A 13,442-nucleotide genomic window follows, 5' to 3' on the forward strand; every position below is an offset into this window, starting at 1 on the left:
GGAGCTGGCCCAATCCTGCCGGTTGAGAGCCGGACGGGTCAACTCGTGTGGAGCATCAGCCCGATGCCCACCACCATCAACCCCGCCGCCGCGATCCTCGGGGCGCCGAAGCGTTCCTTGAAGAACAGGGTGCCGATCGCCGCGCCCACGATGATCGACGACTCGCGCAGTGCCGCGATCGGGGCCAGCGGGGCGCGGGTCTGGGCCCAGAGGACCAGGCCGTACGCGACGACCGAGAGGGCCGCGCCGAGCAGGCCGCGGACGGCGAACGGGCGGAGCTGGGCGGCCAGTTCGGAGCGGCGGCGGTAGTAGGCGTACGCCGGGATCGCCAGGCCCTCCAGGATCATCAGCCAGGCGACGTAACCGAGCGGGGAGCCGGAGGCCCGTACGCCGACGCCGTCCACCGTCGTGTAGCCCGCGATGGCCAGGCCCGTGCCGAGGGCCGCCGCGATCGCGGGCCAGTGGGGGCGGGTGCCGGAGCCGCGGATGCCCCAGAGGGCCAGGCCGACCAGGCCGGTGGAGGCGACCACGACGCCCGTCGTCGCCCAGGCGTCCGGGCGCTCGCCGACGAAAGCCGCCGCCAGGACGGTCACCACCAGCGGGGCCGTACCCCGGGCGATCGGGTACATCTGGCCGAAGTCCCCGAGCGTGAACGACCGCATCAGCAGCAGCATGTACGCCACGTGCAGTGCGGCCGAGACGAGGAGGTACGGCCACGCCGCGGCCGCCGGGAACGGGGCGAAGAGGGCCATCGCCGCGCCGATCAGCAGGCCGCCGCCGGAGATCAGCGTGAAGGAGAGCAGCTGGTCCTTGATGGCGTGAGCGATGGCGTTCCAGCCGGCGTGCGTGACGGCGGCCACGAGGACCGCCAGCGCCACCAGCGGGGTCACTTGGCGGGCTCGCGCACATCCACCACCGTCGCGCCCGCGTGGGCGATCAGCGTCTTGGGGTCGAGCGGGAACACCGTGTGCGGGGTGCCCGCCGCCGCCCACACCACGGCGTGGTCCAGGAGGCGGCGGTCCGCCAGGACGCGGGTCTTCGTCGCGTGGCCGAAGGGGGGTACGCCTCCGATCGCGTAGCCGGTCGTCTCCCGGACCAGGGCCGCGTCCGCCCGCTTGACCTGCTGCGCGCCGAGTTCACGCCGTACCAGCTGGACGTCCACCCGCGACGAGCCGTCCATCAGGACCAGCACCGGGACGCCGTCCGCCGTGAAGACCAGGGACTTGACGATCTCGCTCAGCTCGCAGCCGACCGCCGCCGCGGCCTCGGCCGCCGTACGGGTCGCGTCGGGGAAGCGGCGCACCTCCACCTGGAGGCCCAGCTCGGCCAGGGCCACGGCGAAGCGGGGGTGGGCGTCGGAGGCCTGGGCGGGGGCGGGTGCGGCGGGCGTGGATTCGGTGGCGGTGGTTTCGGTGGGCTCGGGTGTGCTCATGGCTGCACGCTAGCGGTCGTTGTAGGGGGCACGCGAGGGGGTTACGAGGGGCGGCTCCCGTCCTCCATTACGTGCGCCCTTGCGCCTTTCCGCCGGGTCATCCGGCCAATCCATGGGCCGCCCCTGGCCGGAAGTCGCGGGTGGTGATCGTGACTTCGGGCGGCCGCGCCACAGTGAGAGGGCGATATGTACAGGAAAGTGCGACAAGGGGGAAATAGTGTTGCGCATCCATTTCACCGCCCAGGACCTGGCGTACGTCCGTCTCGCCCGGAGCCCCGACCCGCTCTGGGAGATCGTGTGCAGCCTCTGCCGGCTCCAGACCGACGAGGGGCCGATCGCGTTCGGGCCGTGGCGGCGGGCGGTGGCGGCTCAGTTGCGGGCGCCCGGCGGAAACGGGGAGGGAACCGGGGGCCGTCGTGCGGTCGCGCTCGCGTTGCGGAGTCTGGTGCCGTGCGGCCCGTACATCCCCGACTTCCTGACCCCGGCCGTGGACGGCGGCACCATCGATCTGCGGCAGGGCGTGGACCGGGTGCTGTCGACGCCCCGGAGCCGGCTGCGCCGGGAGCTGACCCTGCTGACGGAGTCGGCACGGGCAGGGGTTCGGGGGCCGGGGGCGGCGGTTCCGGGGGCGCCGCCGCCCAGGCCGCTGCGGCCCTTCGCGGGGGAGCAACTGGCGCGGGGCGACGCGGGGGCGCTCCGGGCGTTGGGCGGGCTGCTCACGGCGTACGACGCGGGGTTCGTCGCCCCGTACCGGCCCTGGATCGACGCGGCGGTGGCCTCGGACGTCGCCTGGCGCTCCCGCGAACTCGCCGCGGGAGGGGTGCGGGCCCTGCTGGAGACCTTCCGCCCGATGGCCCGGTGGAGCCCGCCCGTGCTGGAGGTGGCGTACCCGGTCGAGCGTGATCTCCACCTGGCGGGGCGCGGGCTGCTCCTGGTGCCCTCGTACTTCTGCTGGCGGCGGCCCATCACGTTGTTCGACGCGGCGCTGCTGCCGGTGCTGGTGTATCCGGTGGAGAAGCCGGTCGAGAAGTCGGTGGAGTTGGCCCTCGCCGGTGCCGGGGGCGGGGGCGGTCCCGGTCCCAAGGCCGATGTCGGTGTCGGTCCCGAAGGCGGTTTCGGTGTCGGCCTGCCCACCGGCCCTGTCGCTTCCGGTGCCTCGCTCGCCCGGTTGCTGGGGCCGACGCGTGCCGCGCTGCTGTACGAGGTCGCCTCGCGCGACTGCGCCACCACGTCCGAACTGGCCCTCGCCGTGGGCTGCTCGCTGCCCAACATCAGCCAGCAGTTGGCGATCCTGCGCGAGGCGGGCCTCACCGCCTGCCGAAAGGAGGGCCGGTGCGTGCTGCACCTCCCGACACCGCTCGGGCAGCGGCTGCTGGAGACGGCCGGCGGGGGTGCTCGCCGGGCCCTGGCGGAGGTGACGGTTTCACCCTGATGAAAGGGTGCGGCGCCCGCCGCCGTACCGCTGCCACGCTTCTGCCATCCGGTCGGCCACCCGGCGCAGGGAACACGCGGGGCAGCCGGCCGGACGAAGCGAACCACCCGTCCTACAGGGGAGTTCCGGGCCCCCGGGCCCGGAGCGGGAAGGAAACGACATGCGCAGTTTCGTACGAGCGGCAGTGACGCTCATGCTCACGGCGGGCGCCGTACTCGCGACGGGAGCGGGGGCCCAGGCCGGCACGTCCGACACCCAGGACGCCCAGGACACCTACGCGGGCTGCCGGTCCGGGTACGTCTGTATCTACCCGGGCGCGTCCTGGAACGGCAACCGCCCGGAGGCGACGTACTACCGCTACGGCGTCTACAACCTCAACAACCAGATCGGCACCCACCGGGTGTTCAACAACCAGACCGGCGGCGCGACCGTCCAGCTCTGCACCGGATATGACGGGGTCGGCTGTGGCGAGAAGATCGCCCCGTGGAGCTACCGGGACGTGAACCTGACCCCGATCAACTCGATCAGGCTCGCGCCCTAGTACGCCGCTCCGGCTCCGGGGCCGGTCCTCACGCCTGCCTCGCCTCTTCTTCTCCTCCTCCGCGAAGGGGCGGGGCGGGCGTGATGCACCGTCATGTGACGGTGTGGTCGGCTCGGTTCGACCACATGGTCCTGGTGCCCGGTCCGGCGATGCCGTCGACCGGCCCTCGGCGCCGTCGACCGCGGCTTCGGCTCACCGCCCCGCGCGCAGCACCTCCGCCACCACCGGGCCCGCCGCGTCGCCGCCGTGGCCGCCCTCCTGGACGACCGCCGCCGCGGCAAGGTCGTTGCTGAAGCCGGTGAACCAACTGTTCGACGTCTGCCCGTCGACCTCCGCCGAACCGGTCTTGGCGCCCTTGTCGCCGCCGACGGTCGCCATGGACTTGGTGCCGGTGCCGGTGGGGCTGGTCGCGGTGTAGCGCATCATCTGCCGCAGTTGCTCGGCCACGTTGGCCGGCAGCGGACTGGCCGTGGCGAACGGCCGGTCGTCCACGTCACGGGCGATCAGGTACGGCTGCTTGAAGCCGCCGTTCTTCACCGTGGCGGTGACCGACGCCATGTTCAGGGGGCTCATCAGCACCTTGCCCTGCCCGATGTACGAGGCCGCCGTCTCGGCCCCCGAGGACTCCGGGACGCTGCCGTCGAAGGAGGGCACGCCGGTCTGCCAGTTGTCCCGGCCGAGGCCGAAGTGGTCGCGGGCCTCCTGGCCCAGGGCCGTGCCCGCGCGGGCGCCGAGCGGTTTGACCGGCTTGATGAAGGTGCTGTTGCAGGACCGGGCGAACGCCTCGCGCAGGGTGCCGCCGTTGACGGAGAAGCGGTTGAGGTTCTGGAAGGTCACTCCTTTCCACGACACCGTGGCCGGGCACTCGACCGGTGCGTTGATGCTGCCCAGACCGTTCTGGATCATCATCGACGCCGTCACGATCTTCATCGTGGAGCCCGGGGCCAACTGGCCGCTCATGGCCGCGTTGTAGCCGTCGGCGCGGTTGTTGGCGATGGCCAGGATCGCGCCCGTGGACGGCTGGACGGCGGCCACCGAGGACTCCCCGTACCGCTTCACCGCCTGCTCGGCCGCCGCCTGGACGGCCGCGTCGATCGAGGTCCGCACCTTGCCGGGCTTGCCCTCCGCGAGGGTCAGCAGATTGATGTCCGGCTGCCCGTCCTCGGCCGGGTCGATCCAGGTCTCGATACCGGGCGAACCGCCGGCCGAGGCACCGTACTTCTGGCGCAGGGTGTCCAGGACCGTCCCGAGCGAGGGGTACTTCTCCTTGGTGAGCACCGTCCCGTTGCGGTCGACGGCCTCGATCGCCGCCGTCGACGACTCACCCGTCTTGAGCGTCGCCCCCGCGGTCAACTGCGGGTGCACGACGGTGGGTTCCCAGTCGACGAGCGCCTTCCCGGTCGTCAGGCCGCGGACGACGGTCAGCTCGGAGGCGTACGAGAGGGGCTTGGACTTCCCGCTGTACGTGACGGTGGCCGCGACGGTGTACGGCACCTTCGTGCCGACGGCCGTCCCCGGGGTGATCTTCACGTCGCCGATGTGGGCGTCCTCGCCGTACGAGCTGAGTACGGGCTCCGCTTCGGCCTCGTTGTTGGTGAGCAGCGCCGCACCCGCCGCGTCCCCCGCCGCCCAGGCGTCGAAGAACCCCTTCGACGTCTCGGCTATCTCCTCCGCGCTCGGCGGCCCCGTCTTCACCTCGGGCGTGGCGTTTTGGGAGGCGACATTGTCGCTGCCGCCTCCGTCGCCCCCGAGCGTCTCGTACGCCGCGTAGCCGACCCCACCGGCCACCAGCACGAACACTCCGCCGACCACGGCGACCTTCGCTCCACTGCGCATCTGTGCAGTCCCCCCTCCCCGGAAGTGCCCCCTGAACATGTTCAAGGGGCAACAGTGAGGAACCCTAAGGGGTCGTCGCGTCCGGTGAGGGCGTTGTTACCGGACCGGAATGCTTGGCTGGAAAGCGCTCTCGGGATGGGTTCTCCGGGCCTGTTCCCGGAACCCGGGCCTCCACCGCCCTCCCCGCCCTCCTCCATTGCCGGGGGCAGGCAGTGGGGCCGCCTCCGGTGTGCCGACATCAGCCCATGAAGTGGCCCCGACCGGCCCTTTACGCTGCCCACCCGACGACAGGGACGGAAGCGGATGGCGACAGGTCTGGACGGCAGAGGCGGCAGGGGGAGCATGGGCGGTACGGGCGGCGAGGGCGGTACGGCGACGGCGCGGACACCCGGCCCGTACGGGCAGAAGCCCGGCGCCCGGGACGGCATGGGCCAGCACGCGTCCCTGGTGATGCTGCTGGCGCTCGGCCTGCTGCTGGGCGCGCTGTCGGGCCTGGTCATGCTCCCGGCCGCCCAGCACCTGCGCTCCCTCCAGACCGGCGAGCGGGTCCAGGCCACGCTGCACACGGGCGGCTCGTGCATGATCGGCCACTGCCGGGTCGCCTTCGAGGCCGACGGCCGGGCGGTGGTCGCGGACCTGCCGGTCGGCAGCGGCGGCGGCAAGGAGTCGGTCGGCGCCCCGGTCGCCGTCCGCTACCAGCCGGACGACCCCCGGACCGTCGCCCGCGAAGCGGACACCGGAGGTGGCGGGGCGCTGGTGCTGGCCGTCATCTCGGGCGGCGCGGCCCTGCTGGTCCTGGCCCTGTCGGCCGTGGCGGCGTTCTTCATGGCGCGGCAGCGGCGTACGGAGAAGGCCGCGAGCCTGGAGACCGCCGGCCCTGCGTGACGTGGGCCCAGGCCGGGCGATGGCCCCGAAGGCCGGGTGGTGATCCCGAAGACCGAGCCCCGGAGATCGGGACGCGAACAAATTTCCGTCGTCGTGAGTGAACCCGTATTTGCCGGGCACTAGGACGGACGCAACGAGATCCTGGCGAGTATGTGATCGCAGTCGGGATGTACCGGTGGGGTGCATTGAGGCCGTTGTGAAGTTTTGGGCGCACACGCGCCCGAACCGGACTTGACGATGGGAATGAAAAACATGATCCTCCTTGGACTTCTTCTGCTCATAATCGGCCTGTTCGTCAAGGTGTCGCTGCTGACGACGATCGGCGGCATCCTGATCGTGGTGGGTGCCGTCCTGTGGATCCTGGGCGCTACCGGCCGGGCGGTCGGTGGGCGAAAGCATTTCTTCTAACCCTCCCGTTCCACGCGTCCACGCGTCCGCCTTTCCCGGTCGACTTTCTTGGTGTGAATTCCGGGAAACCGTGAAGGGGCGGTGAGCCGGGAAGGGAAACGCGTCGGTAACGCGCTCTCCACCCCCGGAACCGATCACCGTCCGCCCGCGTCATGGCGTCCATGGAGCAGAGCGGAAGCACGATGGGCGAAGAGCCGACGTGGGCGGAGCTGCTGGTCTCGTTCCTCCTCATCGGGGCCATCCCCGTGGCCGTCGGAGGAGCGGTGATCCTCTCCCTCGTCGGTCTGACGCTGTGGACGAGGGCGATGCTGAGAAGGAAGCGCGGAAGCGCGGTCTGAATGCCCGGAGGGCCCCGACACCATCAGGTGTCGGGGCCCTCCGGGCATTCAGACCAGGCGCTCGGCTACACCCACGTATCCAGCCACATCCGGTCCCGCCACAGGTCCTCCGGGATCGACGTCCCGGTGTACAGCGGCCAGAAGTAGATGAAGTTCCAGATGATCAGGAGCACCAGCACGCCCGCCGCGATGGCGCCCAAGGTGCGGCGGCGTTCGCCGGTCGGGTCGGCCGTCGTCAGGCCCAGTTCGGCGCGGGTGCCCTTGCCCGCGGCCGGGCCGATGATCGCGCCCAGGAGCATGGTGACGGCCAGGCAGAGGAACGGGACGAAGACCACCGCGTAGAAGAGGAAGATCGTGCGCTCCTGGTAGAAGAACCAGGGGAGCCAGCCCGCCGCCACGCCGCACGCGATCGCGCCCGCCCGCCAGTCGCGGCGGAAGAGCCAGCGCCAGACCACGTACGCGAGGGCGACGCAGGCCAGCCACCAGAGCAGCGGGGTGCCGATGGCCAGGACCTCGGCGGCGCACTTGCCCGTGGCCGACTCCTGGCAGCCCGTCTGCTCCTCGTAGAAGTACGAGACGGGGCGGCCGAGCACCAGCCAGCTCCAGGGGTTCGACTCGTACGTGTGGCCCGAGGTGAGGCCGACGTGGAAGTCGTACACCTGGGTCTCGTAGTGCCACAGGCTCCGCAGCCAGTCGGGCAGCAGCCAGCTCCAGCCGGAGTCCTTGCCCTCCGTGGCCGCCCAGTTCCGGTAGTACCCCTTGTCCGTGACGATCCAGCCGGTCCAGGAGACCAGGTACGTGACGATCGCCACCGGGACCGTGGAGACGAACGCGGGGACCAAGTCCCGGCGCAGCACCGCGAGATACGGCTTGGCCGCGCCTGCCGTGCGGCGGGCGCCCACGTCCCACAACACCGTCATCAGGCCGAACGCGGCCAGCACGTACAGCCCGTTCCACTTCGTGGCGAACGCCAGGCCCAGCATCACGCCCGCCGCCAGCCGCCACGGCCGCCACCCCAGGCGCGAGGTTTCCGCGATCCGGGCGTCCGGGCGCAGCACCCCCTCCTCGTCCACCGGCAGCGCGGCGGCCAGCCGGCGACGGGCATGGTCCCGGTCCACCACCAGGCACCCGAACGCGGCCAGCACGAAGAACATGACGATCAGGTCGAGCAGCGCCGTCCGGCTCATCACGAAGTGCAGGCCGTCCACGGCCAGTAGCAGCCCCGCCAGGCAGCCCAGGAACGTCGAGCGGAAGAGCCGTCGGCCGATCCGGCAGAGCATGAGGACGGAGAGCGTGCCGAGCACCGCCACCATGAACCGCCAGCCGAACGGCGTGAAGCCGAACAGCTGCTCACCGAAGCCGATGACCCACTTGCCGACCGGCGGGTGCACCACATACCCCGGGTCGGTCGGGATCGGCACCGACGACGGGTCCTTCAGGATCAGCTTGTCGACGTCCTTGGGCCAGGACCCCTCGTACCCCTGGTTGACCAGCGCCCACGCGTCCTTCGCGTAGTACGTCTCGTCGAATATCACCGCGTGCGGCTGGTCCAGCTTCCAGAAGCGGAGCACACCGGCCACCAGCGCCACCAGGAGCGGACCGCCCCAGCCCGACCACCGCACCAGCCGGTCGGCCAGCGCCGGTGAGATCGCGAAGACGGACCACACCTGGCGGCCCGGCCGGGTGTACGGCGGGTCCAGCCGGTCGCGGAGCGGCGTCTCCGGGCGGGGGACATGGCCGAAACGGCGCAGCCGCCGTTGCCAGGAGGTCGGCTCTTCGCCGAGCGGGTCCCCGGCGTCCTGGCCCCGCTGGGTCTCGGGTGCGGTACTCGTCACCGCGCCATCGTAGGGAACGCTTCTGTGCGAAGGGTGCTGCCCGTGCTGCGAGGATGGCTGATGTGACTGGAACGACTGGAACGCTCGTGCTCGCAGGGACCCCCATCGGTGACGTGGCGGACGCCCCGCCCCGCCTGGCCGCCGAACTGGAGAAGGCCGACGTCGTCGCCGCCGAGGACACCCGGCGGCTGCGCCGGCTCACCCAGGCGCTCGGCGTCCACACCTCGGGGCGTGTCGTCTCCTACTTCGAGGGCAACGAGTCCGCCCGCACCCCCGAGTTGGTCGAAGCCCTCGTCGGCGGCGCCCGGGTGCTCCTCGTCACGGACGCCGGGATGCCCTCCGTCTCCGACCCCGGCTACCGGCTCGTCGCCGCCGCCGTGGAGCGCGACATCCGGGTCACCGCCGTGCCGGGGCCGTCGGCCGTCCTCACCGCGCTCGCCCTCTCCGCGCTGCCCGTCGACCGGTTCTGCTTCGAGGGGTTCCTCCCGCGCAAGGCCGGTGAGCGGCTCTCCCGGCTCCGCGAGAACGCCGACGAGCGGCGCACCATGGTCTTCTTCGAGGCCCCCCACCGGCTGGACGACACCCTCGCCGCCATGGCCGAGGTCTTCGGCGCCGAGCGCCGCGCGGCCGTCTGCCGCGAGCTGACCAAGACGTACGAGGAGGTCAAGCGCGGTCCGCTCGGCGAGCTGGCCGAGTGGGCCGCCGACGGCGTACGGGGTGAGATCACCGTCGTCGTCGAGGGCGCCGCCGACTCCGGGCCGGAGGAGCTGGACGCGGAGGAGCTGGTGCGGCGCGTGCGGGTGCGCGAGGAGGCGGGGGAGCGGCGCAAGGAGGCCATCGCCGCCGTCGCCGCCGCGGCCGGACTGCCCAAGCGGGAGGTGTTCGACGCGGTGGTCGCCGCCAAGAACGCGGAGAAGGGTGAGAAGGGGGCCGGGGGCGCTTCCCAGCGGGCGCCCAAGCCGTAGGCGTACCCCGACTCTCTACTTACGGCGTCTCCGTCAGCAGCTCGTACGCCGTCGCCACGAACGTGTCCTTCCGGTGCACCCGCCGCGTCGCCGTCGCCGCCACCGCAAGACCCGTCCCCGGGCGGAAGCCCAGGAACGCCTGCTGGCCCAGGGTCGCCCCCGCGTGGAAGAGGACCGGACCGTACGGGGACGGGTGCTGGAACCACGTCAGCGTGTGGGTGTGCGCGTGGCGCCAGCCGCGCCGCAGCAGCGGGCGGACCACCTCGGTGAGCGCGGCGGCCAGCGAGGGGTCCCGGGGCTCGCCGCCCCCCAGGTGCGCCTCCAGGAACGTCAGCAGGTCCAGCGGGGTCGCGCGCAGCGCCCCCGCCGCCGTGAAGCCCCCCGTGTCCAGCGCGGGCAGCGGGGTGCCGTCGCGGCGGTGGCCGGTCGCGTCGGTGCCGTCCGGGCCCGGGCGCAGCAGCGTGGCCTCCAGGCCCAGCGGGGCCAGCACCTGCTGGTGCAGCAGCACCTCCCACGGGGTTCCGGTGGCGGCCGCGAGGGTGTGGCCGAGGACGGAGACCGCGAAGTTCGAGTAGCGCCAGCGGGTGCCGGGGCGGTGGCGCGGGCGGGCGCGGAGGAAGGCCCGCACCACCCGGTCCGCCGGGTAGGTGCCGTACGGGTCCGTCGACCAGCGCGGCACCGCCTGCGGGTAGAAGTCGGCGGGCAGCCCCGGCAGCCCCGAGGTGTGGGTGAGCAGCTGGCGCAGCGTGATCCGGCGCACCGCCGGGTGCACCGGGAGGCCCGGGGCCAGCAGGTCCGCCGCCCGGTCCTCGTACCGCACCCGCCCCTGCGCCACCAGCCGGGCCAGCAGCAGCCCCGCGTACGGCTTCGAGGCCGAGCCCAGTTCGTGGTGCAGCCGCTCCCGGGGGACCGGGCCGGGCTCCGCGCTGCCGCCCGTGTGGACCGTACGGACCCCGTCCCGGCTCAGCGCGAGCACCACGTCCGGGGCGTCGATCCGCGCGGCCGCCCCGGCCAGGAGGCGTGCGGTGGTGGACGGGGAGCCGGGGGCGTCCACGCGGGGCACGGTGACGTCCGTCATGCCGGGGCCGGTTCCGTGCTCAGGCCGGACAGGGCCCGGCTCATCGCCAGCGCCGAGGCGAAGGCCGCCACCAGCGTCGGGTGGTAGACGAGGTCGAACACCGCCTCCTCGTCCCCCTCCGGCATCCCGCCCACCACCGGCATCGCCCCGTCCGGCTGCTGCGCCTGGGCGAACCCCTGCCAGGCCGCCGGGTCCAGCGTCGGTTCCGGCAGGCAGGCGTCCACGACCAGCAGCTCGCCCAGCAGGTCCCAGCGCTTCAGGTCCAGCCAGTCGTCCAGCCAGGCCGGCAGCCACAGTGCCAGGTACTCCGCGATGTCGGCGGGCAGCCCGGCCGGCTTCTCGCCCCAGTCCGTGAGGTGGAAGACCGTGTGCGTGACGTCGTAGCCGATGTGGCCCTCCACCGTCCACGGCTCCGCTCGCCGCGCCAGCCAGGTGTGGGCCAGCGCCGCCGTCTCCGGAACGCTCGGCTCCACCCCGAACCGCCGCTCGATCGCGCTCAGCCCGAGCCGCCGCACCGGCAGCACCTCCAGCCCCGCCCAGCTGGCCAGCCGGTGGTTGAGCCGGATCGCGGACTCCAGGTCCGGCTGCCGGTAGCCCAGCTCCCGGAACGGTACGTAGACCTCCAGCGGCACCGGCGAGAGCGGTTCGCGCCGCTGGCCCTCCAGCAGCCGCGCCCCCGAATCCAGCAGCTCGTGCCAGGCGTGGTCCAGCAGCTTGTGCGCGAGCGCCGACTGCTGTGAACCGGCCACGCCCTCGCGGAAGATGACCTTCCCGATCAGTGCCAGCTCGCCCAGCGGCTTGAACCGGTCCAGCATCCCCGCCTCCGGGGACGGGTCCGCCTCCAGCCGGAAGCCCTCGCGGTGTTCGTACAGCCAGCCCAGGGCCTTCGCCCCCACGTCGTGGATCTGCTGGATGCCGGTCGTGGTGCTGCCGCTGCTCATGGGATGTGCCTTTCCCGGCCGGGAGTCGTCTCGTCCGTCCGGTCGTCCGTCCGCTCGCCCGTGCGCCGCAGCGACCCGAGGGACAGGGCCGCCGCGAAGGCCGTGACCAGCGTGGAGTGGTAGCAGTCGATGAAGGGGTACGGGTCCGGGGCGGGGTCCTGGACCGGCACGCCCGTCTCCGGGACGCAGCCGGTCGGGTGCTGGACGTCGGCCAGCACCGGCCAGACCGCGTCCAGCAGCTCCTCCGGCGCCGGGCCCGGGAGCGAGGACGCCACCGCCAGCAGCTCGCCGGTCAGGTCCCACTGGCCGCTCTCCAGACAGCCGTCGGCCCAGGCCGGCAGCCAGGTCCGCAGATAGCCGTCGATCTTCTCCGGCACCCGGTCGGGCATCCGGCCCCAGTCGGTGAGGTGGAAGACGGTGTGGGTCAGCGCGTAGCCCGACGGGCCCTCGAACATCCACGGCTCCGAGAGCCCGCCCAGCCAGGTCCGGGCGAGCACCCCGCCCGCGTCGGTGTGGGTCAGCGCCCCCACCCGCCGCTCGGAGTTGACCAGCCCGAGCTGCCGGTTGGCGTGCTGCTCGGTGTGGGCCCAGGCGCGGGTCGCGGTGAGCGGGCGGGCCAGCGCCTCGAACCCCTCGTGGCGCAGCCCGTGCCCGGCGAAGGCGGCGTAGATCTCGTACGGGTAGGCCGCGAAGGGTTCGAGGCGGAGCAGCTCCAGGAGGAGCTGGCCCTGGGAGACCTCCTGCCAGGCGTACGTGACGAGGTCCCCGGCCACCTCGTGCTCCGGGGTGCCGGGGGCGGTGGCGGCGGTGACCGTGGAGCAGAGCTGGGCCAGTTCGCCGAGGGGCTTGAGCGTGGCGTTGACCTGGGTGTGGGGTTCCAGGACGTCGTCGGGGAGCGCGAACCGGGTGCGGTGCGCGTCGGTCCAGGCGAGGGCCCCGCGCAGGACGTGCGGGAGGACGGCGAGCGCGGCGCCGGGGGAGGGGTGCTCCCGGGAGGCGTGGCCCGGGTGGGGTCCGGGGTGCTGAGGCGTCGCGGTCGTCGTCATCGGGTCCTCGCCTCGGCCATCAGCCGGGCGGCCCGTACATGGAGGGTGACGCGGGGGTCGTGGCCGCCCATCAGCTCGATGAAATCGAGGCCGCGCTCCAGGCCCAGAGTGGCCGGCTCGCCGCCGGTCGCAGCGAGCCAGCGGCCCGCGCCCGCCGCCTGGAGCCAGTCGCGCCGCCGGACCGCGCGGACGAAGCCGCGCGCGAGGTCGACCGCCCGCGCCGCCGCGGCCCGCTGCACGGCCGAGGGGGCGGCCGGTACGGCGAGGGGGGCGAGGACCGAGAGCTGGTGGGTGAAGGACTGCCAGGGCGCCTGCTCCAGCCAGGCCGCGTCCGGCTCCTCGTAGGTGACCGCCGGGGCGCCCGGGGGCGGCGGGGCGATCCGCCGGAGCGTGGAGATCATGTGCCAGTGGCTCCAGGCCGTCGCGGCCGGGGCGTCGGGCTTGGGCGGGAACTCCCGTACCGCCCGGTCGAGCACGGCGACGTCCCCCGGATGCGGGTTGCGTCCGTACAGCACGCTCGGCAGCAGCACGTCGGCGCCGATGACCCGCGCCGCCGCGATTCCGGTCCGGTTCTCCTCGTCGATTCCCGCCGCGCCGCACACCGTGGCGAGGTGGTCCCCCCTCCGAAGAGCGAGGACCACCTCTGTTGCCAGGTCATGCACGGCACCCGCTAGCGGGGACGGAGCATGTGTCTGGTCCATGTTC

Annotated in this window: 14 protein-coding genes; 6 read left to right on the forward strand and 8 right to left on the reverse strand. The window is 72.9% G+C overall.

The genetic code is table 11. The annotated features are described in order from the left end of the window. Positions 1-38: 38 nt before the first annotated feature. Positions 39-890 carry an EamA family transporter gene (locus tag DJ476_RS20765; protein ID WP_112491269.1) on the reverse strand — a complete coding sequence of 284 codons (852 nt, stop codon included), beginning with the start codon at positions 888-890 and terminating at the stop codon, positions 39-41. Beyond that, the gene (locus DJ476_RS20770) at positions 887-1,432 is read right to left on the reverse strand and encodes a YbaK/EbsC family protein (protein ID WP_070203627.1); all 546 of its coding nucleotides are present in this window, start codon (positions 1,430-1,432) and stop codon (positions 887-889) included. Before DJ476_RS20770 ends, DJ476_RS20765 begins: the two co-directional genes overlap by 4 nt. A gap of 217 nt (positions 1,433-1,649) precedes the next feature. On the opposite strand from DJ476_RS20770, the gene DJ476_RS20775 reads away from it, so the two are divergent. Continuing rightward, complete coding sequence (locus DJ476_RS20775) at positions 1,650-2,864, forward strand: ArsR/SmtB family transcription factor (RefSeq protein WP_112491270.1); 1,215 nt, start codon at positions 1,650-1,652, stop codon at positions 2,862-2,864. A 160-nt stretch (positions 2,865-3,024) separates the two neighbouring features. Beyond that, positions 3,025-3,405 (forward strand): hypothetical protein, encoded by a 381-nt coding sequence (locus DJ476_RS20780; protein ID WP_070203628.1) that lies wholly within the window; start codon positions 3,025-3,027, stop codon positions 3,403-3,405. A gap of 192 nt (positions 3,406-3,597) precedes the next feature. On the opposite strand, the gene DJ476_RS20785 is transcribed toward DJ476_RS20780, so the two are convergent. After that, positions 3,598-5,241, reverse strand: coding sequence for a penicillin-binding transpeptidase domain-containing protein (locus tag DJ476_RS20785; RefSeq protein ID WP_112491271.1), 1,644 nt, complete (start codon positions 5,239-5,241; stop codon positions 3,598-3,600). A gap of 303 nt (positions 5,242-5,544) precedes the next feature. On the opposite strand from DJ476_RS20785, the gene DJ476_RS20790 reads away from it, so the two are divergent. The 3 genes from DJ476_RS20790 to DJ476_RS20800 all read left to right on the forward strand — a co-directional run bounded on the left by DJ476_RS20790 (position 5,545) and on the right by DJ476_RS20800 (position 6,872). Continuing rightward, positions 5,545-6,126: a hypothetical protein gene (locus tag DJ476_RS20790; protein WP_318294755.1), complete on the forward strand. Its 582-nt coding sequence runs from the start codon at positions 5,545-5,547 to the stop codon at positions 6,124-6,126. A 252-nt stretch (positions 6,127-6,378) separates the two neighbouring features. Further along, complete coding sequence (locus DJ476_RS20795; RefSeq protein WP_103421101.1) at positions 6,379-6,534, forward strand: DUF6131 family protein; 156 nt, start codon at positions 6,379-6,381, stop codon at positions 6,532-6,534. 161 nt (positions 6,535-6,695) lie between these two features. Then, positions 6,696-6,872: a hypothetical protein gene (locus DJ476_RS20800; RefSeq protein WP_318294756.1), complete on the forward strand. Its 177-nt coding sequence runs from the start codon at positions 6,696-6,698 to the stop codon at positions 6,870-6,872. Between the two features lie 65 nt (positions 6,873-6,937). On the opposite strand, the gene DJ476_RS20805 is transcribed toward DJ476_RS20800, so the two are convergent. After that, entirely contained in the window at positions 6,938-8,707 is a 1,770-nt protein-coding gene (locus tag DJ476_RS20805) for a dolichyl-phosphate-mannose--protein mannosyltransferase (RefSeq protein ID WP_103421099.1), read from the reverse strand. 53 nt (positions 8,708-8,760) lie between these two features. Between DJ476_RS20805 and rsmI the strand changes: the two genes are divergently transcribed. Next, positions 8,761-9,672 (forward strand): 16S rRNA (cytidine(1402)-2'-O)-methyltransferase, encoded by a 912-nt coding sequence (gene rsmI / locus DJ476_RS20810; RefSeq protein WP_206608350.1) that lies wholly within the window; start codon positions 8,761-8,763, stop codon positions 9,670-9,672. 19 nt (positions 9,673-9,691) lie between these two features. Here the strand turns inward: rsmI and DJ476_RS20815 are convergent, their stop codons facing one another. The 4 genes from DJ476_RS20815 to DJ476_RS20830 are packed head-to-tail and all read right to left on the reverse strand — an operon-like array spanning position 9,692 to position 13,438. Continuing rightward, entirely contained in the window at positions 9,692-10,750 is a 1,059-nt protein-coding gene (locus DJ476_RS20815) for a serine hydrolase domain-containing protein (RefSeq protein ID WP_112491273.1), read from the reverse strand. Continuing rightward, on the reverse strand, positions 10,747-11,691 hold the full coding sequence (locus DJ476_RS20820; protein WP_112491274.1) for a DUF6895 family protein: 945 nt from the start codon (positions 11,689-11,691) through the stop codon (positions 10,747-10,749). The genes DJ476_RS20815 and DJ476_RS20820 overlap by 4 nt, the downstream gene beginning before the upstream one ends. Continuing rightward, positions 11,688-12,737, reverse strand: coding sequence for a DUF6895 family protein (locus DJ476_RS20825; RefSeq protein WP_112491275.1), 1,050 nt, complete (start codon positions 12,735-12,737; stop codon positions 11,688-11,690). Before DJ476_RS20825 ends, DJ476_RS20820 begins: the two co-directional genes overlap by 4 nt. Next, entirely contained in the window at positions 12,734-13,438 is a 705-nt protein-coding gene (locus DJ476_RS20830) for a hypothetical protein (protein ID WP_112491276.1), read from the reverse strand. The genes DJ476_RS20825 and DJ476_RS20830 overlap by 4 nt, the downstream gene beginning before the upstream one ends. Positions 13,439-13,442: the final 4 nt, after the last annotated feature.

This window comes from Streptomyces bacillaris, from assembly GCF_003268675.1.
GTDB classification, from domain to species: domain Bacteria; phylum Actinomycetota; class Actinomycetes; order Streptomycetales; family Streptomycetaceae; genus Streptomyces; species Streptomyces bacillaris.